Genomic DNA, 20678 nt, shown 5'->3' with positions numbered 1-20678 from the left:
CGACATGATGACGTCTGTCGTCGTACAACCATGCAATAAATCGGCAGGGGAAGGAAAGGGGGTTCTTGAAATATTCTGAAATTACTTATCTACCGACGTGGAACTCGGCTGAACCTGTGGGAGGGGTTTTCGGGCAAACCCTAATGCCATTCAGTTAGGCGAAAGTGGTCCACTGTAGGAGCGAGCTTGCTCGCGAAGAACTCCGGGCCCCCGCGCTTATTCAGAATAAACGCGTTGCCTGGACGTTTTTCGCGAGCAAGCTCGCTCCTACAGGGGGCCGTAATCAGCCGGCTGACAACGGCGGTGTACGCGGTGGAATCATGCGTTTGCTGCCGGTGGCTTCGTACGCTGACGCAAAGCGCAACAGCGCCGAATCGTCATACGCCCGCCCGGCAAATGTCAGCCCGACCGGCATGCCGATATCGGCCATCACGCCCATCGGCACGGTGACCGTGGGCACGCCAAGGTGGCGAATGGCGAGGTTGCCGTTGGCCACCCACACGCCATTGCTCCAGGCGATATCGGCGGAGGCTTCGTTGACATCGGCATCGGCCGGGCCAACGTCGGCCACGGTGGGGAACAGCACCGCGTCGAGCCCCAGGCGGTCCATCCAGTCTTCCAGGTCCAGCCGGCGGGTTTGCTCGAGGCCGCGCAAGCCGTCGGGCAAGCTGCTGATCTCGTTCCATGGCGTGATGCCGCGCTGGGCCATGCGCACGTATTCGTCCATGCCGGCGGCCAGGTCGTCTTCGCGGTTGGGCAGGGTGCCGGGGTCGTGGGGAAAGATCTTCGGCCCATCCACATCTGCCAGGCGGTTCAACGCCGGGTCGCCGTTGGCACGCAAAAAGTCATCGAACGCCCAGGCCGACAATTCCCACAGTTCATCGTGGAGGAATTGCCGGGACACCAGGCCACGGTTGAACACCGTGGGCGCGCCGGGGCGGTCGCCTTCGCAATTGGACACCAGTGGGAAATCCACTTCGATGACTTCGGCGCCTGCGGCTTCCAGGGCGTGGCGTGCGGCTTGCCACAGCTCGATCACCGAGGCGCGGGTGTGGATTTTCTGCCCGGTCGGGCCGCCGATTCCGGGTTTTTCGCTGGTGCCGGCCTCAGGGTCGGCGTTGATGTACATGCGCGGCACGCCGAAGCGTTTGCCGGCCAGGGCCGCGCTGCCCACCTCCAGTTCGGCGTAAGACGCCGGGCGTACCGAACTGACGCTGGGGATCGGCACCCAGGGTTGCAGGCGCCACAGGTCGCCACGGGTGTGCGGGTCTTCGGCGACCACCACGTCAAGCACTTCCAGCAGGTCGGCCATGGTGCGCGCATAGGGCACCACCACGTCCATGGTCGGGGTCAGCGGCCAGTTGCCGCGTACCGAAATCACCCCACGCGACGGCGTGTACGCACACAAGCCGTTGTTGGAGGCCGGGCCGCGTCCGCTCGACCAGGTTTCTTCGGCCAGGCCAAACGCGGCGAAACTTGCCGCCGTGGCCGTGCCGGCGCCGTTGGACGAACCCGAGGCGAACGGTGCGGTGAGGTAATCGGCGTTATACGGGCTTTCGGCGCGGCCATAGACGCCGCGCTGCATGCCGCCGTTGGCCATGGGCGGCATATTGGTCTTGCCCAGGCAGATGGCCCCGCCAGCGCGCAAACGCTCGATGGTGAAGGCATCACGCTGGGCGACCAGCTTGGCGAACGCCGGGCTGCCGGACGCGGCGGTGAGACCCTTGACCAGGTAACTGTCCTTGGCCGTATAGGGAATGCCATCCAGCGGCCCCAGCGTCTGGCCTTTTGCCCGGCGTGCATCGGACGCCTCGGCTTCCTGCAAGGCCTCGGGGTTGTGCACCACCACGGCGTTCAGCGCGGTGGCGGTCTGCGGGCCGTCATAGGCGTCGATCCGCGCCAGGTAGGCCTGCACCAGTTCAACTGCGCTGGTCTGGCCGGATTCAAGCGCAGCGCGCAATTGGGCAATGGAGACTTCGGTAACTTGCATCAGGTTTTTTTCGCCGCCTTCAAGTGGAGGTATGGCGGCAGTCTACGTACAGATATTTCTCAGTGCCAGCTTACTGCTAAGGTAAGCAGCCTGATGATTCACATTGCACTCCAAGGAGGAGAACATGCCCAGACCCTATATCGCCCTGGCCGGTTTGCTCGGGTTTTCGTTGTACACCGTGGCGACCATGTTAACGGCCGAGCAATCGCTCATTGCGTTTGGGCAGCAATTGTTGTCGCGGCCAGATACGGCGCAGGTGGTGATTGACCTGTACCTGATGGCGATACTGGCATGTGTGTGGATGTACCGGGATGCGCGGGGGCGGGGGCGCTCTGTGGCGTCGTTGATTCCCTATTTCCTGCTGACGGCGGTGTTCGTGTCGATAGGGCCGCTGCTGTATATCGTCGTCAATGGTTTTACGCGACGCACCTGACGACAAAATACCAATGTGGGAGGGGGCTTGCCCCCGATGGCGGTGGTTCAGTCACATCCTCTATAACTGACATACCGCCATCGGGGGCAAGCCCCCTCCCACATTGTTTAAGCGTCTCCCGCCTGGATAGCGGCTGGCCTACACGCCTTTGGTCGACGGCAACAATATCGTCAGGATGCCCGCCAACGGCAGGAACGAGCAGAGCTTGTAGACGTATTCGATACCGTGGCTATCGGCGAGCAAGCCCAACAGTGCCGCGCCGATCCCGCTGAAGCCGAACATCAGGCCGAAAAAGATCCCGGCGATCATGCCGACATTGCCCGGCACCAGTTCCTGGGCGAACACCACGATGGCCGAGAACGCCGAGGCGATGATGAAACCAATGACCACGCTGAGTACGGCAGTCCAGAACAGGTCGACATAGGGCAGGGCGAGGGTGAACGGTGCGGCGCCAAGAATCGAAAACCAGATGACTGTCTTGCGCCCGATCTTGTCGCCGATCGGCCCGCCGGCGAAGGTGCCCACGGCCACCGCGCCGAGGAACAGGAACAGGTACATTTGGGAGTTGGCGACCGACAGCTGGAATTTTTCGATCAAGTAGAACGTGAAGTAGCTGGTCAGGCTGGTCATGTACCAATATTTGGAGAACACCAGCAGTGCCAGCACCACTAGGGCAAAGGTCACCCGGCCTTTGGACAGGCCATGGGTCGGTTTGCCGCCTTGCTTGAGCTTGAACAGGTTGAGGTGGTGGCGGTACCAGCGGCTCAAGCCGTACAGCACCAGGATCGCGAACACCGCGAACAGGCCGAACCAGGCGATATGGCTCTGGCCGTAGGGAATGATGATGGCCGCTGCCAGCAGTGGGCCGAAGGCGCTGCCGGTGTTACCGCCGACCTGGAACGTCGATTGCGCCAGGCCATAGCGGCCGCCGGAGGCCAGGCGTGCCACGCGGGACGTTTCCGGGTGGAACGTTGACGAGCCGACACCCACCAGCCCCGCCGCCAGCAAAATCAGCGGGAAGCTGCCGACAAACGCCAGCATCAGAATGCCGATCAAGGTGCAGACCATGCCCGCCGGCAGCAGCCAGGGCTTGGGATGACGGTCGGTGTGGTAGCCGATCCAGGGTTGCAGCAGCGATGCGGTGAGTTGGAAGGTCAGGGTGATCAGGCCGACCTGGGTAAACGTCAGGCCGTAGTTGGCCTTGAGCATTGGGTAGATCGACGGCAGCACGGCCTGGATCAGGTCGTTGATCAGATGCGCCAGGGCGCAGGCGCCGAGCACGCGCATGACCAAAGGGCTGACCTGAGGCGTCGCGGTGGCAGCGGCGGGTGTCGCGGTGAGGGTCGACATGCAGGCATTCCATACAAGGCAGCGAACAGGGGCCGACACTACTTGAGCGGGCGGCCCATTTCTAATTATTTCGGGAGCCATGCTAGAGTCGACGCAAATGCCTGTCTCGCGCAATTCGGGCGTAATTCATCGCAAAAAGGGCGAAATCATCAAATCCCTCGACAAATTCCTGCAAGAGATCGATGAAGGCGATTGGGCCGTCATCAGCTCGGCCACTGACTACCCGGAAAACTGGGTGATTCCCGAGCACAGCCACAACAAGCATCAACTGCTCTACGCTATTGGCGGTGTGATGGTGGTGTATTCGGCGCTGAACCAGTGGACCGTGCCGCCCAATCGCGGGTTCTGGATGCCCTGTGGCCAGGTGCATGCGCTGCGTTGCGTGGGCACCTTGAAAATGCGCAGCGTATTCGTGCGTCCGGACAGCTTTCCGGACCTGCCGACCGAGCCGAAGACGGTGACGGTGTCGCCGCTGCTGAGTGAATTGATCAAAGTTTCGGTCAGCTTGAAACCGCCCTTTGCCGAGGATTCGCGCGACGCCAGGATCATGCGCCTGATCCTCGATGAGCTGGCTATCCTGCCCGCGCTGCCACTGTCGCTTCCTCAGCCCGCCGACCCGCGCATCAATCACATCTGCCTGACGCTGCAGCAAGACCCGGGCGATGCGTCCACCGTCGCCGATTGGAGCCAGCGCCTGGACCTGGATCAAAAAACCATTCAACGCCTGTTCCGCCGCGAAACCGGCATGACCTTCGGCCAGTGGCGCCAACAGGCCCGTTTGCTGTTGGCGCTGGAGCGCATCGCGGTGGGCGAGAAAATTATCGATGTGGCCCTTGAGTTGGGTTACGAAAGCCCCAGCGCCTTTACCAGCATGTTCAAAAAACAGTTCGGCAAGACGCCGAGTCAGTTTTTCAGCTAGCGCTGCTGATAACGCGGGCAGGCCGCGGGCGGCGTGACGCCAGGTAGGCCAGCACGGTGGCGACCACCAGCAAGGCCGCGCTCAGTTCGAAGGTCGCCTGGTAACCGCTCAGGTCGAACGCCACGCCGCCGACCGTGGCGCCTGCGGCAATCGCCAATTGAATGATGGCGACCATCAAGCCACCGCCAGCCTCGGCGTTGTCAGGCGTGGTTCTCGATAACCACGTCCACCAGCCCACCGGCGCGGCGGTCGCCACCAGGCCCCAGCTGCCCAGCAACACGCTGGTCATGAGGGTGGAACTGCCGAACGCCACCAGTGCAAGGGCGATGCCTGCCATTATCAGCGGGATGGCAATCAGCGTCGGGTACAAGTGGTGCTTCAGGAAGCGTTCAATCAGGAACGTCCCGGCCAGGCCCGCCAGGCCGAGCACCAGCAGCATCAACGACAGGGTGGAGACGTCAACTCGGGTCACGCTTTCCAGGAACGGCCGCAGGTAGGTGAACAGCATGAACTGGCCCATGAAGAACACGCTGACGGCCACCATCCCCAGGGCTACGGTGGGGTTTTTCATCAGGCTCAGGACATTGCCGGCTTTCGCCTCGGCCTTGTTCTTCAGCGCAGGCAGGCTCACCAGCAGCCACACCAGTGCAATCACGGCCACAGGTACCACACAGAAAAACGCGCCACGCCAGCCGATGATGCCGCCGAGAAAGCTGCCCAGCGGCGCCGCAATCACCGTCGCCAGTGCGTTGCCGCCGTTGACGATGGCCAGGGCACGCGGCACCTGGGCCTGCGGCACCAGACGCATCGCCGTGGCCGCCGACAGTGACCAGAAGCCGCCAATCGCCACGCCGATCAACGCGCGACCGAGCATGAACACCAGGTAGTTCGGGGCGAACGCCACCACGCTGCCGGAGACGATCATCAGCAGTGTCAGCGCCATCAGCAGGCGCTTGCGATCCACCCGCGCGGCGATCGAGGCGATCACCAGGCTGGTGAGCAGGGCAAACACCCCGGACACCGAAATGCCCTGGCCGGCCTGGCCTTCGGTGATGTGCAGGTCGGCGGCCAGGGGTGTCAGCAGGCTTACCGGCATGAATTCGGAAGCGACCAGCGCGAACGCCGCCAGCGACATCGCCAGCACGGCGCCCCAGCGTTGGGTTTGGGATGTAGCAGACATCACTTCAAATAGCCCTGGAAGAAGGTGGTGAGTTTGGCGAACGGGATCAGGTCGACCCGGTCGTAGAGATCGACGTGCCCCGCGTTCGGGATGATCAGCAATTGCTTGGGCTCGGCGGCGCGCTGGAAGGCGTCTTCGCTGAATTCACGGGAGTGCGCGTCGGCCCCGGCAATCAGCAGCAGCGGGCGTGGGGAGATCGTCTCGATGTCGTTGAACGAGTAGAAGTTCATGAACTTCACGTTGCTGGTCAACGTCGGCCGGGTGGTGGTCAGCTTGGAGGCGCCTGGCGGGGTGACTTCGCCGCGCGGGGTGCGGTAGAAATCGTAGAACTCATCGCCCACCGCGTCGCCGGTGAGGGTCTGCGGCGTGCCCCCGGTGTAGACGGTTTCGCCGCCCTGGAACTCGACATAGCGCTGGTTGGCAGCCTGGCGCAACACCTGCTGGCGCTGTTGCAGCGTCACGCCGTGCTTGAGGCCGTTGCGGTTGGCGGCGCCCATGTCGTACATGCTGACGGTTGCTATCGCCTTGATGCGCGGATCGATCTTCGCCGCGCTGATCACGAAGCTGCCGCTGCCACACACGCCAATGGCACCGATGCGTTCACGATCGACCTGGGGGCGGGTGCCGAGGAAGTCCACGGCGGCGCTGAAGTCTTCGGTGTAGAGATCGGGCAGCACCGCGTTGCGCGGCGTGCCGGCGCTTTCGCCCCAGAACGACAGGTCCAGGGACAGCGTGACGAAGCCCTGTTCGGCCATTTTGGTGGCATAGAGGTTGGCGCTTTGTTGCCTGACGGCGCCCATGGGGTGACCGACCACAATGGCCGCGTTACTGGCACCTGCGGCCAGCTTTTCCGGCATGAACAGCGTGCCCGCGACCGGCATGCCGTACTGATTGTTGAAGGTCACGTTCTCAGCCGTCACCGTGTCGCTTGTGTAGAAATTATCAGCACTGTTGGACATGTCGGCTCCTAATGAAGAAAGGGAGGTCACCAGCAAACCCAGCGCGAGCAAGAGGCGTTTCATAGGGATGTTCCTTGCGAAGTGTCCGAGCATTTTCCCGATGGCGGCCGGGCTTCTGTAGTGCATTTGAGTGGATTACTTGCCTGATCCTCTGAGTTTCACGGTTTGGCGGCGACGCCTGGGGCTGGCGCAGGTAAAGTCCTGCCAACACATTCAGTGAAGCAGTGGAAGGGCCCTATGACGATCCATCAATCGCCGCTGGACGCGCTGATCCAGGCCATCGGCTCGCGCATCCCGGCGCCCGGCGACTTCCCCATGCCGATCCCGGGCCTGGGGTTCTATCGGCGTGAACAACCGGCCGCGCCGGTGGTGTGCATGGTCGAACCGAGCATCGTGCTGGTGGTACAGGGAGAGAAACGGTTATGGGTCGGCGGTGAGGGCTATCCCTACGACACATCGCGATTTCTGGTGACCTCGCTGGATATTCCGGCCAACTCCGAAGTGCTGGTCGCCAGCCCCGAGCAACCGTGCCTGGGGCTGATGTTCAAGCTGGACCTGCGCATGCTCGCCGAGCTGATCGCCCAGGGCGGCCTGCCGCCAACCCGTGAGCGCGCGATGATGAAAGGGGTTGGCATCGGCTCGGTGACGGATGGCATGCTGGCAGCATTCGCGCGCTTGGTGGCATTGCTGGATGAACCTGACGCAATACCGGTGCTGGCGCCGTTGATCCAGCGCGAGATCCACTACCGGTTATTGAAGAGCGACCAGGCCGGCCGACTGCGCCAGATCTGTTCAGTGGACGGGCAGGGGTATCGGATCGCCAAGGCCATCGATTGGCTGAAATTGAATTTCGACAGCGCGCTGCGCGTGGAAGAACTGGCCGCACGCGTGCAAATGAGCGCGGCGACCTTTCACCATCACTTCCGCCAACTGACCTCGATGAGTCCGCTGCAGTATCAGAAATGGCTGCGCTTGAACGAGGCCAGGCGCTTGATGTTGAACGAGCACCAGGACGTGTCCAGTGCCGCGTTCAAAGTCGGTTATGAAAGCCCTTCGCAGTTCAGCCGTGAGTACAGCCGCCTGTTCGGCGTACCGCCCAAGCGCGACATGGCCGCGCTGCGGGGCAGGGCAGGTGTTACTGATCTGACGGAGTCAAGTTAGCGTAAAAGATGCACCCGATCAGTCGTGCGAACAGGCTCAGGGTTTCTGGCAGGTTGGGGTCGTCGAACAGCATGGCGCGCGAATCCAGCGCGCACAGCGCGCCGAACAGGCGCCCGTCGGGCAGGAAAATCGGCGCGCCGGCATAGCTCTCGATGGCGAATTGCTTGACCACCGGGCGTGCGGCAAAGCGGCCGTCGAGGCTGATCTGCGGGACGAACAAGGCTTGGGGATCGACGCAAAACTCACTGCACAGGGTGGTTTCCAGGTCGAGCACGTCGTCGACATGGATGCCCATCTGCATGGGGTCGTAGGCCGAGCAGACCACCCATTCCAGGTCGGTGAATTTGGCGATGCCGGCGAAGCGCATGCCGGTCAGGCGGGTGACCAGTTTAAGGATGTTGGTGGTCGCTTCGATTTCTGCAATGGCCGCGCGTTCGTCGGCGCTCAGCAGCGATTGGGCAGAGGTGACGCTTGGAATCATTTGAACGCTCCAAAGGCGTGGCCGCAGGCAGCGACCACGCACAGCCAGGTCTTAATTGATCCTTGGGTGCTGCTGCACCAAGTTTTCGCGCTTGGCCTGGAGCGCCGCAATCTCAGCATCGATGTCCTCGATCTTCTGCTCGATATTGTCATGGTGCTCCTGCAACAGTTCCTTGGCTTCTTCCATGTCGGAGGCCGCCGGGGCCGCCCCACGCAGTGGTTTATTGGCAGTTTCCTTCATGGTCAGGCCCGTGACCAGACCGACCACGGCGAATACCATCAGGTAGTAAGCAGGCATGTACAGGTCATTGGTGCTTTCTACCAGCCAGGCCACAGCCGTTGGCGTGATACCGGCGATCAATACCGAGACGTTGAAGGCACTCGCCAGCGCGCTGTAGCGCAGGTGAGTGGGGAACATCGCCGGCAGCGTCGATGCCATCACGCCGATAAAGAAGTTAAGCACAATTGCCAGAATCAGCAGGCCGCTGAAGATCAGCCCGGTCTTGCCGCTGGTAATCAGCATGAACGCCGGGATGGACAAAAACAGCAAACCGATGCTGCCGGCGATGATGAAGGGCTTGCGGCCGATCTTGTCGCTGACAAAGCCAATGAACGGCTGCACGAACAACATGCCGACCATGATCGCGATGATGATCAGCACACCGCTGTTTTCGGCGTAATGCAGGTTGTGCGACAGGTAGCTGGGCATGTACGTGAGCAGCATGTAGTAGGTCACGTTGGTGGCCGCGACGATACCAATGCAGGTCAGCAGGCTGCGCCAATGCTTGGTGGCGATCTCTTTGAAGGACACCTTGGGGCCATGGCTGAGGCCTTCGCGGTCACCCTGCTCGAGTTTTTCGACGTGTTGCTGGAACGCCGGAGTCTCTTCCAGCGCGTGGCGCAGGTACAGGCCGATGATGCCCAGGGGCAGCGCCAGGAAAAACGGCAAGCGCCAGCCCCAGGCCTCGAAATCCGCCTCGCCGAGCACAGTGGAAATCAATACCACCACGCCGGCGCCCAGTACGAAGCCGGCAATCGAGCCGAAGTCCAACCAACTGCCGAGGAACCCGCGCTTGCGGTCCGGGGCGTATTCGGCGACGAAAATCGACGCGCCGGTGTACTCGCCGCCCACCGAGAAACCCTGGGCCATTTTGCACAACAGCAACAGGATCGGTGCCCAGATGCCAATGGACGCGTACCCCGGAATCAGGCCGATGGCGAAGGTGCTCAGGGACATGATCACGATAGTGGCAGCGAGGACTTTCTGTCGTCCGTACTTGTCACCCAGAGCGCCGAAGAACAGACCGCCCAGCGGACGGATCAGGAAGGGTACCGAGAAGGTGGCCAGTGCCGCGATCATTTGTACGCTGGGGGACGCGTCGGGGAAGAACACCTTGCCCAGCACATAAGCGACAAACCCATAGACGCCAAAGTCGAACCATTCCATGGCGTTGCCCAGTGCGGCGGCGGTGATTGCCTTGCGCATCTTGTTGTCGTCGACAATGGTGATGTCGTTCAAACCGATGGGTTTGACGCGTTTCTTACGTAATTTCATGCGGGCCACTCTAGAAGCTGAACGGGAGGCGCCATCGCCGCGATGGCACCGCTCTGTCACTTCAGATACAAGCGGACACTAAATAATTCACCCACTGGGCTACTTTTTCTCGAATTAGCTAAAATGTCGTGATCCATGCCACCCGGCAGTGCGCGTATCCAAGCGTTAACGAAACTCTAATGTGGGAGGGGGCTTGCCCCCGATGAGGGGCTGTCAATGAATGCATCTGCTGCTGACCCACCGCCATCGGGAGCAAGCCCCCTCCCACATTGTCCAGTGCTGTGCATGACAGAGGTGTGTCTTTGCTGGTTACACTGGGCTCGCAGCGTTATGCCGCCAATAGGGACGTCATTTATATGCCAAACAACCATTCACGCCTCATCTACCGCCAACCACAGCCTGCTGACGTGCGGCGATTATTCGCCATCTACAGCGACCCCCAGACCAACCTGTTCAACCCTGCCGGCCCCATGGCCAGTGTCGATGATGCGCAGCGCCTGCTGGAGCGCTGGCTCGACCAATGGTCTGCCCTGGGCTACGGCTGGTGGGCGGTTGCACGGCGTGAGGCTCCCGAACACATCATCGGCTTCGGCGGCATTGCGCCGCTCAACTACCTGACAGTGCCGCGCATCAACCTCGGCTATCGCTTCGCCGTCGAAGCCTGGGGGCAGGGCTATGCCACCGAGGTGGGGCGCGATGCCTTGGTGCTGGCATTCGAAACACTGGGCTTGCCGGAGGTTTTCGGCTTGGTACGACCGGAGCACGCGGCGTCGATCCGCGTGTTGGAGAAGATCGGCATGCAGCCATTCGGCCTGCTGGATGATGTGCCCGGCCAAGCACCCAGCCGGGTAATGCGCGTTTGTCATCCTACAACCGCCTCAGCCTGACAGTTTTCACACCCCTGTAAATCCTCGCTCACAGCAATCTTTCAGATTGACACTGCCCAGGCAGCCCGATATAAAAGCCACAGTTGTACGACGACATATGACGTTACATATGTCCTACCTAACAAAAATAAAAAGTGATGCCATGAATCTGAACGAGCCCATCAGTGCCCATCGTGTCGGCCAGGCGGTCGGCAGCTATCGCTGGACGATCTGCGCGATGCTGTTTTTCGCCACTACCGTCAACTACCTCGACCGCCAGGTGCTCAGCCTGTTGGCGCCGCAGTTGTCCACGCAATTTGGCTGGAGCAACACCGATTACGCCAACATCGCGGCGGTGTTCCAGTTCGTCTATGCGATTTCCATGCTGTTCGCCGGGCGGTTTGTCGACAAGATCGGCACCAAGGCCGCCTACGTCGTGGCGATTGGCATCTGGTCCACCGGTGCGATCATGCATGCCTTCTCGGTGCAGATGGGCGAGGGCCTTGCGGCGGTCAGCACTGCCGTCGGCCTGGCGGTGATTCCGGTGTCGATTGCCGGTTTCATGCTGTCACGCGCGGTGCTGGCGATTGGCGAGGCGGGCAACTTTCCCATTGCGATCAAGGCCACGGCCGAATACTTCCCCAAGAAAGAGCGCTCCTTCGCCACCGGCATCTTCAATTCGGGCGCCAACGTAGGTGCGATTTTGGCGCCCATCTGTGTGCCATTGATCGCCGGGATGTGGGGCTGGGAAGCGGCTTTCATGGTCATCGGCATGCTGGGCTTCGTGTGGGTGGCTGTGTGGGCCGCCGTGTACGAAAAACCTGAGCAGCAAAAACGCCTGTCGGCCGAAGAACTGGCCTACATTCGCAGCGACCAGACCGTACAACCCTTCACGCCATTGGCTGCGGGCGCAACACCGAAAAAAGTCTCGTGGTTCAAATTGCTGACCTATCGCCAGACCTGGGCCTTTGCCTTCGGCAAGTTCATGACGGACGGCGTCTGGTGGTTTTTCCTGTTCTGGCTGCCCACTTACCTGTCGGCGCAATACGGCATGAAGGGCGCCGACATCGTGATGCCGCTGGCCGTGCTGTACAGCATGACCATGGTCGGCAGTATCGGGGGTGGCTGGTTTCCCAGCTATTTCATGGCACGGGGCGACGCGCCCTATGATGGCCGCATGAAAGCCATGCTGGTAATTGCGCTGTTCCCGCTGGTGGTGCTGCTCGCGCAGCCGTTGGGCTACATCAGCTTTTGGGTCCCGGTACTGCTGATCGGCGTGGGTGCCTCGGCACACCAGGCGTGGTCGTGCAATATCTTCACCACGGTATCGGACATGTTCCCGCAGAAAACCGTCGCTTCGGTGGTCGGTATCGGCGGCATGGCCGGGGGCTTGGGCGGGGTGGTGATGACCAAGATCGGCGGCTGGGTGTTCGACTACTACAAATCCATCAACGACATCCACACCGGCTACATGATCATGTTTGCGATCTGTGCCCTGGCGTACCTGGTGGCGTGGAGCGTGATGAAGACGCTGGTGCCGCGTCATAAGGAAATCACCGACCTCTGAGGGAGTATGCCGGAGCGGGCAAGCCGCTCCGGCAATGTCGGTTTATCGATTACGCGTTACCCGCCACACTGTGTTGGCCAAGTCATCGGCAATGATCAGCGCGCCTTTCAGGTCCACCGTCACACCGACCGGGCGACCACGGGTCTTGCCATCATCCCCGCGAAAACCGGTGGCGAAGTCCACAGGCTCGCCAGCCGGTTTGCCGTTGCTGAACGGTACGAAGATCACCTTGTAACCCACCGGATTATCGCGGTTCCAACTGCCGTGTTCGCCAACGAATACGCCGTCGGCGAATTTTTCGCCCATGGCCGGGATGGAAAAATCCACACCGAGTGCCGCAACGTGCGAGCCGAGGCTGTAATCGGGCTTGATCGCCGCAGCCACTTTGGCCGGGTTCTGCGGTTGTGCACGCGGGTCGACGTTCTGGCCCCAGTAGCTATAAGGCCAGCCGTAGAAGGCGCCTTCGCGCACCGAGCTGAGGTAATCGGGCACCAGGTCCGGGCCCAGTTCATCGCGCTCGTTGACCACCGTCCACAACTGCCCCGAACCCGGTTGGATAGTCAGCGCCGTCGGGTTGCGCAGGCCGGTGGCATAGGGCTTGTGCGCACCGGTCGCGGCGTCGATCTGCCAGACCATCGCCCGGTCGATTTCCACTTCCATGCCACGCTCGGTGATGTTGCTGTTGGAGCCGATCCCGACATAGAGCTGGCGACCGTCCTCGCTCACCGCCAGGGATTTGGTCCAGTGGTGATTGATCTGCGCCGGCAGGTCGGTGACCTTGGTCGGGGCGCCGCTGGCTTTGGTCTGGCCGTCGGCATAGTCGAAGCGCACCAGCGCGTCCTGGTTGGCCACGTAGACTTTGCCATCGGCGTACGCCAGGCCATAGGGCGCGTTGAGGTTGTCGGCGAACACGGTCTTGAGTTCATAAGTGCCGTCACCATCGGCATCGCGCAACAACGTGATGCGGTTGCCGCTCTTGACCTTGGTATTGCCCTCGGCCTTGATCAGGCTGGCGATCACGTCCTTGGGCTTGAGCTTGGCCGCACTGCCGCCACGGCCTTCGGCGACGAGGATATCGCCGTTGGGCAGTACCAGGGTCTGGCGCGGGATGGCGAGGTCGGTGGCGATCGCCGTGATGCTGTAGCCCTCGGGTACCTTGGGCTTCTGGTCGCCCCAGGCGACGGGCTCGGCGATCTTCATGCTCGGCAGCAGGCTGCTTTGTTGGGCCGGTAACTTGGGGTCGGGGCCGTGGACCTGAGTCTTGTCGCCTTCGCCGCCGCACGCGGCCAGCAGCAACGCTGCGCTTAACAGGGTCAAGGTGTGGGTGGTTTTCATTGGGCAGCTCCCGAACGCAGGTTAGTCAGGCCGATCCACGTCGCCACCATCGCCAGCAGCGTGACGATCACTGACAGCACCAGGCCGGTCGGCATCATGGCGTAGGCATCCTTGGCATGCTGGAAGGCGTTGATCAGCCCCAGCACCCAAGCGGCCAACAACACCAGAAAGTAAGCGGCAGGGCGCCCGGCCTTGCGTTCGGCGCGCAGCAGATTGACCAGGGCGAATAACAGGGCAAACCCACTGAACACCAACGCACCGGCGATCAGCCAGGACGCGAAATTGGCCCACTGAATCTGGTAGGTCTGGCCGTAGGCAATGTCACTGAGCGTGGCGCCGAGGAACAGCGGCACGCTGCCGGCGAGCAAGGTCGCATGCAGCGGGCCTGGCGTGCAGCGGTAGGCGGGAAGGGTAGTCATTGGGGATGCAGCTCCTTATCGTTCGGCACGCCTGGCTAGGCGTGCGATGACTTTGCATAGGCTTTGCACATAGGCTTTGCATAGGAAAGGAGCGCGCTGTTTGTGAGAAAGTTCACCGAAGGTTCGTGTCCGGATGTTTTTCGAACCCTTGGCGGCCGGATTCACCTAAGCCTCTAACCTTCATTGCTTATTACAGGCGTTCCCATGACCCACCCGCGCATCGGCTTTGCATGCCAGTACAAGCATCCCGAACGACTGCCTTCGGCCAGTGCCTTGAAGCTGATCGAAGGCCCGTTCAACCCGCGTACCACTACGTTGCGCTGGATGAAAAGCGTCGAGCCCAAGGTGGCGCGGGATAAACTGGTCGAGGTAGTCACCCACAACCTCGCCGCCCAATTGCGCCTGCTGGCCTACGTCGCCGAGTTGCCGCCGACCCTGCGCATGCTGCGCCTGAGCAGTGACCTGTTGCCGTTCTACAGCCACCCCGACGTTGCCGCTGTCTATCAGGACCCGGCGATCCAGCGCCAATTGCAGGAAGGGTTTGCCGCCATCGGCGAGCTGGCGCGGGCGTCGGATATCCGCCTGTCGTTTCATCCCGGCCAGTACTGTGTGCTGGCCTCGGAAAACCCTGGCGTGGTGGAGAACAGCCTGGCCGAATTCGAGTACCACGCCGACATGATCCGCATGATGGGTTACGGCCGCCGCTTCCAGGACCTCAAGTGCAACGTGCATATCGCCGGGCGCCTGGGTGTCGAAGGCACGCGGGCGGTGTGGTCGCGCCTGTCCGAAGTGGCGCGCAACTGCATCACCTTCGAGAATGACGAGAAAACCTACGGCCTGGACCATTGCCTGCAAGTCGCCGACCTGGCGCCGGTGGTACTGGACATTCACCATTGCTGGATCAACGAAGACCACTACATCGACCCCGATTCCCCACGCGTCGCCAAAGTCATCGACAGCTGGCGCGGCGTGCGGCCCACGATGCATTACTCCCAGCCCCCGGAAAGCCTGCAGGCCCTGGGCTTTGACACCGAGCACAAACTGGAAATGGCGGCCTTGTTGAAAGTGGTGTCCAAGCGCGACCTCTACGCCCACAGCGCGCAAATGTGGAACCGCTGGACCAACGACTATGCACTGCAGTTTCTGGATCGCTTCGACATCATGCTCGAAGCCAAGGACAAGAACATCGCCGCCCTGGCGTTCTATACGTATTGGCAGCACCGATCCGCCTGAAACATGGCATGCTTTGCGGCCCCACAAAGGAACCGTCCCATGGCTACCCTGCATCTGCTTTGCGGCAAGATTGCGTCCGGCAAGTCTACGCTCGCCAGCAGTCTTGCCACCGATCACGCTGCCATCTTGCTCAGCGAAGACCATTGGCTCGCCACGCTGTATCCCGGTCAGATCAAGACCATCGCCGATTACCTGGCCTGTGCCCGGCAGATCCGCGGTGTCGTGGAGCCGCTGGTGATCGATCTGCTGAAGTCGGGCGTCAATGTGGTGCTGGATTTTCCGGCCAACACCCTGGCCAATCGCGAATGGCTGCTCACCCTGGCGCAGGCCGCCCAGGCACCGCATTGCCTGCATTACCTGGAGCTGGATGACGCCACCTGCCGGACTCGACTGCACGCACGCAACGCCAGCGGCGAGCATGATTTCGCCGCCACCGATGCCGAATTCGACCTGATTACCCGCCACTTTCGTGTGCCGAGCGAAGAGGAAGGCCTGGTGATCGAGGTGCATAGCTTATGAGTGCTGAACCACCTGTCGGTGTTGACGCCAACGGCTATGTTGTCACCGTGGGCGCCGCGCCCGTGCAGCCTGAATTCGAGCCTCTACTGGCGGATGTGCTGGCGACGCTTTCGCAGTCGGCGTTCGGGCTGGATGGCATCTATCTTTACGGCAGTGTTGCCCGGGGCGATGCCACTGCCGAAGTGTCCGACCTCGATCTTACCCTGGTGTTGAGTGATCCCCCTCAGGCAGCCGTGCTTGAACAGCTTGAACGGGCGCGGCTGGCGCTGGAGCAGCGGCATCCCTGTGTCACGAAGGTGGATTTCGACATTGGCCACCGCGCACAGGTATTGGCACCGCAGAACCATAATCGCTGGGGGTTCTGGCTCAAGCATCATTGCCGGTGCCTGTGGGGCGATGACCTTGGGTTGCGGTTCGAGCCATTCCGGCCAAGCCGCGATATCGCCCTGGCACTCAACGATGATTTTGTGGAAGTGCTGAGCCGCTATCGCGCAGACATCGTGCAGGCCGCGAACACACCGCAACGCCTGCGTTTGCAGCGCGAAGCTGCGCGCAAGTTGATCCGCTCCACGCATACGCTGCGGTCAGCAGAAGCCACGATGTGGCCGCAGACGCTGGAGGAGCATGTGGCGCTGTTCCGGCAGCGTTATCCGACCATGATCACCCAAATCGCCTACTTCCTGTTCGAGGCCAGAAACCCAAGCGCCGAGGGTGAGGCGTTCTTGCTGCGCCTTGATGCATTCATCGACTGGATGGTTTCGCAGTCGGCATAACCTGTGGCGATCAGAAAGGAATCTATTTAATGCGCGAGCGCAAAGCCGCATGGACTGAACAGGAAGCCTAGGTCATGGCCGATCATCGGTATTGGTCAGCTCAGGCACTGCGATCATCGGATGACAGGGTATGGCCGCATGCGTTGGCCGAGATGTTGGCAGAGGCCGGGGTTTTTCGATCTGCGCCTCAGAGGTGCCTTTAGCCTCAGGTGATTGCCCACCTGCTCCCTGAACCGTTACCCTCGGTCCACATCCCCACCCACCGACCGTAACAGTGAGTCACGGTCTGCACTGAATCAGGACGATGAACGATTATTCTCTGAAACTCGCCAACTACTGGCGCACCTCGCTGGCCGACGCGGAAAACGGCAATGGCGCGTTATCCCCGAGCCATGTCAAAACCTACTCCGCAGTGCCCTTGGCTTCGCTGGCCGCCGGTTGTTTGCCGGTTGAGCAAGTGGACAGCCTATTTGCCGGCGAACCGGCACAACTGCTCCAGGTGGATGTCACGCTGCGCCCATTCGTGTACGCCTCGCGCCAGGAGCACCGCCAGGCGCGCAACGGGCTGCCGGCGTTTATCACGCCGATCATTTGCCGGGTGTCGGTCACCCGCGACGGGCTGATCTATCCGACCGGGCCCACGCTGGTGCCGCGCGATATTCTGGAGCCGTTGGATCGGGACAACTTCACCATCGGCGCCCAGCATGACCTGGATACGTTTCTAACCGCACAAGATGCGCCGCAGTTCGAGCCGCCACCCGCCGGCACGGAGGTGCAGCCGGAGCACTACCGCGAGCAGTGGATCACCTATCTGCGCTATTGCAAGACGATGTTCCAGACGGTCTGCAACGCCTGGAACGGCGTGGATGACGGTTTTGATCCGGTCAACTATTGCTATGTGTTCAAGGAACAGAAGGCCGAAGGTTTCAGCCGCAATATCGTGGCGCTGTACGATCATTTGCGCCTTGGCAAACCGGATGCGCCGTTGTTCGAGCGGTTCGCACAACGCGAGCGCATGCCCGATGAACCGTGCCTGGCCGCCAACAGCCTGTTCGCCGGGCGAGGAGGGCATGCCGGTGACGAATACGCGCTGGCGCCTGCCCAACGCGACAGCCTCGCGCACCTGCTGGCGGGCAACGCCGGGGATATCCTGGCGGTCAACGGGCCGCCGGGTACCGGTAAGACCACGTTGCTCTTGTCGGTCGTCGCCTCGCTCTGGGCCAAGGCCGCTGCCGAGGGCGGCGAGCCGCCGGTGATTGTCGCCAGTTCTACGAACAATCAGGCGGTCACCAATATCATCAAGGCATTTGGCAAGGACTTCTCGGCAGGCACCGGCCCCTTTGCTGGGCGCTGGCTTCCGGATATCAACAGCTTTGGCGCTTACTTTCCAAAGGCCGCTGCGGAAGCGGAGATGGCCCGCACCTATCAGACCAAAAGCTTTTACCTGGAGCTGGAGACGCAGGCCTATCTGGATAAAGCGCAGCAGGCTTATCTGGAGCATGCCGCCATCGCCTTTCCCGGGCCGTCGCAGCCCACGCTCAAAGGCACCGTCGACAAGCTGCAGGCCCTGATTCAACTGCGCCAGCAGCAACTGGGCGATATCGAGAAGGGCTGGGCAAGATTGAACGCGGCGCGCGACGCCATGAAGGCCTTGCTCGGCGATAATCCATACACGGCAATTGCGACGCTTGAAGGGCAATGTCGGGCGCAGTCCGATCAGTTGGCAAGCGCCAAGGCACGCCTGAAAGATTTCAAGCATTACCTGGCCCATGAGTCATTGATTTACACGCTGTTCGGCTGGTTCGGCCCGATTGCCGCCAAGCGCCTGCGCTTGGCCAAACTGCACATCGATGAAACTGATGCACAGCTGCAGAGCGCCAACGACGTGCATGAGATAGAGCGCCTGCTGACGGCCGCCGTGGCGCACACCGCCCAAAGCCTGAAAATCCTTGAAACCCAGCGTGAGCGTGTGGAGCAATTGCGGCGCGATGAACAGCGCGAGCTGTCGAACTGGCAGGCGGTGATTGGTCGGTTACCCAATGCCGTCGGCAAGCCCGCCGCCGAGGTGACGCTGGAGGACTGCGACCGTTGGGCGGACACCTCGCTGCGCTTCGAGACGTTCCTGCTGACCACGCATTATTGGGAGGGCCGCTGGCTGTTGGAAGTCGCCGATGAGCTGCCACTGATCCTTAAAAGCCGCAAAAAGAACGGCCGCAAGACCCTGGAGAAAAACTGGCGGCGCTGGATGAAGCTCACGCCTTGCGTGGTGGCGACGTTCTACCGCTTGCCGGCCGAGCTGTCGTGCAGTCGCCATGACGGCAATGGTTATGTCGCCGATTACGCGTTGAATTTCATCGACCTGCTGATCGTAGACGAGGCGGGCCAGGTGCTGCCCGAAGTGGCGGCGCCGTCGTTCGCCCTGGCGCGGCAAGCGTTGGTGATTGGCGACACGCAACAAATCGAACCGATATGGTCGGTGCCGCCGTCGGTGGATATCGGCAACCTGCTCGCTGCCGGTCTGCTGTCACGCAGCCGTGTGGACGATGAGTACGAAGCCTTTTGTGACAGCGGGCGCAGTGCCGCCAGTGGCAGCGTCATGGCGATTGCGCAGTCCACCAGCCGCTATCATTACGACCGCGACCTGGCCCGCGGCCTTTATCTGTATGAACACCGCCGTTGCTATGACTCGATCATCGATTACTGCAATGCGCTCTGCTACAAGGGCAAGCTGCAACCGCGACGCGGCGCCAAACCGCAGGGTGGCTTGCCGGGCCTGGGTTACCTGCATATCGACGGGCTGTGCCAGCAGAAGCAGGGCGGCAGCCGCCATAACCTGCTCGAGGCACAGACCATCGCTGCCTGGATCAAGGCCAATGAACAGCAGCTGACCCAGCGCTATAACAAGGAGCTCTGGGAAATTCTCGGGGTGATCACCCCCTTTGGCGCGCAGACCCAGGCCATTACCGAGGCGTGCGCCGCCCTGGGTATCCGTACCGGCAAAGGCGACGGTGAAATGACCGTTGGCACCGTGCACTCCTTCCAGGGCGCCGAACGCCCGGTGGTGATTTTTTCTGCGGTGTATTCCAAGCATGCCGACGGTGCGTTTATCGACTGTAGGGACAGCATGTTGAACGTGGCGGTTTCCCGCGCCAAAGACAGTTTTCTGGTGTTCGGCGATATGGACCTGTTCAGCCAGATCCCCGCCAGCAAGCCGCGTGGCAGGTTGGCGCAGTACTTGTTGAACAGCGCGGACAATGCGCTCACGTTTGATTTCCAGCCTCGGGCGGATTTACTGACGGCGCGCACCGGGTTGAGCCACCTGCATGAGTTTGCCGAACATGATCAGTTCCTGTTGCAGACCCTGGAGACGGCGCAGCAGCAGGTGCAGATCGTGACGCCCTGGGTGCGCCTGAGGGGGATGCGCGAAAGCGGCGCCCTTGAGGCCATGTGCGGCACCGTGCAGCGCGGGGTGCCGGTCACGGTGTATACCGATTTGCACTTCAACACGGGCATCGGCCGCAGCAAGTCCGACGGTGACCCCGGCAAAGTCGCCGAATTCAAGGATGCGCTGGCCACTTTGAAGCACCACGCGGTGCAGGTGCGTGTGGTCAACAAGGTGCACAGCAAACTGGTGATGGCCGATGAAGCGCTGTTGTGCGTGGGCTCGTTCAATTGGCTGAGCGCGGCGCGTTCGGGCGATTATGTGCGCCATGAAACGTCCATGGTCTATCGCGGGCCGGACGTCAGCAGCGAGTTGGCGATCAATCGAACCAGCCTGGCGCAACGCCTGATTTCGCGCGAACTCTGACCGGCCATCACGTTATGCCAGCGGCTCAAGCGCTGCTGGCATAGCGATACCGATCAGCAGCCCACACGCAAAACCCTGAGACTTCCCGGCGAAAATCTTCATAATGGCGGCCATTTTGTTTAGCCCGTTAT

The 20678-nt window shown here is 61.5% G+C and carries 17 protein-coding genes; 9 read left to right on the top strand and 8 right to left on the bottom strand.

Going from position 1 to position 20678, the window contains the following annotated elements; all coding sequences use genetic code 11:
• Positions 1-283 precede the first annotated feature (283 nt).
• Positions 284-1993 (bottom strand): amidase, encoded by a 1710-nt coding sequence (locus C4J90_RS14700; protein WP_124420167.1) that lies wholly within the window; start codon positions 1991-1993, stop codon positions 284-286.
• A 121-nt stretch (positions 1994-2114) separates the two neighbouring features.
• Between C4J90_RS14700 and C4J90_RS14695 the strand changes: the two genes are divergently transcribed.
• Positions 2115-2423 carry a DUF2834 domain-containing protein gene (locus C4J90_RS14695; protein ID WP_124414843.1) on the top strand — a complete coding sequence of 103 codons (309 nt, stop codon included), beginning with the start codon at positions 2115-2117 and terminating at the stop codon, positions 2421-2423.
• Between the two features lie 138 nt (positions 2424-2561).
• On the opposite strand, the gene C4J90_RS14690 is transcribed toward C4J90_RS14695, so the two are convergent.
• Positions 2562-3773: an MFS transporter gene (locus C4J90_RS14690; RefSeq protein WP_124420166.1), complete on the bottom strand. Its 1212-nt coding sequence runs from the start codon at positions 3771-3773 to the stop codon at positions 2562-2564.
• 97 nt (positions 3774-3870) lie between these two features.
• Between C4J90_RS14690 and C4J90_RS14685 the strand changes: the two genes are divergently transcribed.
• Complete coding sequence (locus C4J90_RS14685; protein WP_124363083.1) at positions 3871-4692, top strand: helix-turn-helix domain-containing protein; 822 nt, start codon at positions 3871-3873, stop codon at positions 4690-4692.
• Here the strand turns inward: C4J90_RS14685 and C4J90_RS14680 are convergent.
• Entirely contained in the window at positions 4685-5872 is a 1188-nt protein-coding gene (locus C4J90_RS14680; RefSeq protein WP_124370898.1) for an MFS transporter, read from the bottom strand. The two genes, C4J90_RS14685 and C4J90_RS14680, sit on opposite strands and share 8 nt — an antisense overlap.
• Complete coding sequence (locus C4J90_RS14675; protein WP_124420165.1) at positions 5872-6894, bottom strand: alpha/beta hydrolase; 1023 nt, start codon at positions 6892-6894, stop codon at positions 5872-5874. Before C4J90_RS14675 ends, C4J90_RS14680 begins: the two co-directional genes overlap by 1 nt.
• 174 nt (positions 6895-7068) lie before the next feature.
• On the opposite strand from C4J90_RS14675, the gene C4J90_RS14670 reads away from it, so the two are divergent.
• A complete protein-coding gene (locus C4J90_RS14670; RefSeq protein WP_124420164.1) occupies positions 7069-7992 on the top strand; it encodes an AraC family transcriptional regulator in 924 nt (307 codons plus the stop codon).
• Here the strand turns inward: C4J90_RS14670 and C4J90_RS14665 are convergent.
• Together C4J90_RS14665 and proP are read right to left on the bottom strand one after the other, a co-directional pair.
• Complete coding sequence (locus tag C4J90_RS14665) at positions 7967-8473, bottom strand: GAF domain-containing protein (RefSeq protein WP_124363079.1); 507 nt, start codon at positions 8471-8473, stop codon at positions 7967-7969. The two genes, C4J90_RS14670 and C4J90_RS14665, sit on opposite strands and share 26 nt — an antisense overlap.
• A 51-nt stretch (positions 8474-8524) precedes the next feature.
• Positions 8525-10027 carry a glycine betaine/L-proline transporter ProP gene (proP, locus tag C4J90_RS14660; protein WP_124367236.1) on the bottom strand — a complete coding sequence of 501 codons (1503 nt, stop codon included), beginning with the start codon at positions 10025-10027 and terminating at the stop codon, positions 8525-8527.
• A gap of 356 nt (positions 10028-10383) precedes the next feature.
• Between proP and C4J90_RS14655 the strand changes: the two genes are divergently transcribed.
• Together C4J90_RS14655 and C4J90_RS14650 are read left to right on the top strand one after the other, a co-directional pair.
• Positions 10384-10914: a GNAT family N-acetyltransferase gene (locus C4J90_RS14655; RefSeq protein ID WP_124420163.1), complete on the top strand. Its 531-nt coding sequence runs from the start codon at positions 10384-10386 to the stop codon at positions 10912-10914.
• 142 nt (positions 10915-11056) lie between these two features.
• Complete coding sequence (locus tag C4J90_RS14650) at positions 11057-12460, top strand: MFS transporter (RefSeq protein ID WP_124363076.1); 1404 nt, start codon at positions 11057-11059, stop codon at positions 12458-12460.
• A gap of 42 nt (positions 12461-12502) precedes the next feature.
• Here the strand turns inward: C4J90_RS14650 and C4J90_RS14645 are convergent, their stop codons facing one another.
• The gene (locus C4J90_RS14645) at positions 12503-13795 is read right to left on the bottom strand and encodes a sorbosone dehydrogenase family protein (protein WP_124420162.1); all 1293 of its coding nucleotides are present in this window, start codon (positions 13793-13795) and stop codon (positions 12503-12505) included.
• A complete protein-coding gene (locus tag C4J90_RS14640) occupies positions 13792-14214 on the bottom strand; it encodes a DUF2231 domain-containing protein (RefSeq protein WP_124363074.1) in 423 nt (140 codons plus the stop codon). Before C4J90_RS14640 ends, C4J90_RS14645 begins: the two co-directional genes overlap by 4 nt.
• 204 nt (positions 14215-14418) lie before the next feature.
• Between C4J90_RS14640 and uvsE the strand changes: the two genes are divergently transcribed.
• The 4 genes from uvsE (at position 14419) to C4J90_RS14620 (ending at position 20547) form a co-directional block, all read left to right on the top strand.
• Positions 14419-15447 (top strand): UV DNA damage repair endonuclease UvsE, encoded by a 1029-nt coding sequence (gene uvsE / locus C4J90_RS14635; RefSeq protein ID WP_124420161.1) that lies wholly within the window; start codon positions 14419-14421, stop codon positions 15445-15447.
• Between the two features lie 39 nt (positions 15448-15486).
• The gene (locus C4J90_RS14630) at positions 15487-15966 is read left to right on the top strand and encodes an ATP-binding protein (RefSeq protein WP_124414836.1); all 480 of its coding nucleotides are present in this window, start codon (positions 15487-15489) and stop codon (positions 15964-15966) included.
• A complete protein-coding gene (locus tag C4J90_RS14625; protein ID WP_124420160.1) occupies positions 15963-16739 on the top strand; it encodes a nucleotidyltransferase domain-containing protein in 777 nt (258 codons plus the stop codon). Before C4J90_RS14630 ends, C4J90_RS14625 begins: the two co-directional genes overlap by 4 nt.
• Before the next feature lie 304 nt (positions 16740-17043).
• Entirely contained in the window at positions 17044-20547 is a 3504-nt protein-coding gene (locus C4J90_RS14620) for an AAA domain-containing protein (protein WP_124420159.1), read from the top strand.
• Positions 20548-20678: the final 131 nt, after the last annotated feature.

It is taken from the genome of Pseudomonas sp. R2-60-08W (assembly GCF_003852335.1).
Classification (GTDB): Bacteria; Pseudomonadota; Gammaproteobacteria; order Pseudomonadales; family Pseudomonadaceae; genus Aquipseudomonas.
This window is presented reverse-complemented; position numbering and strand designations above follow the sequence as displayed.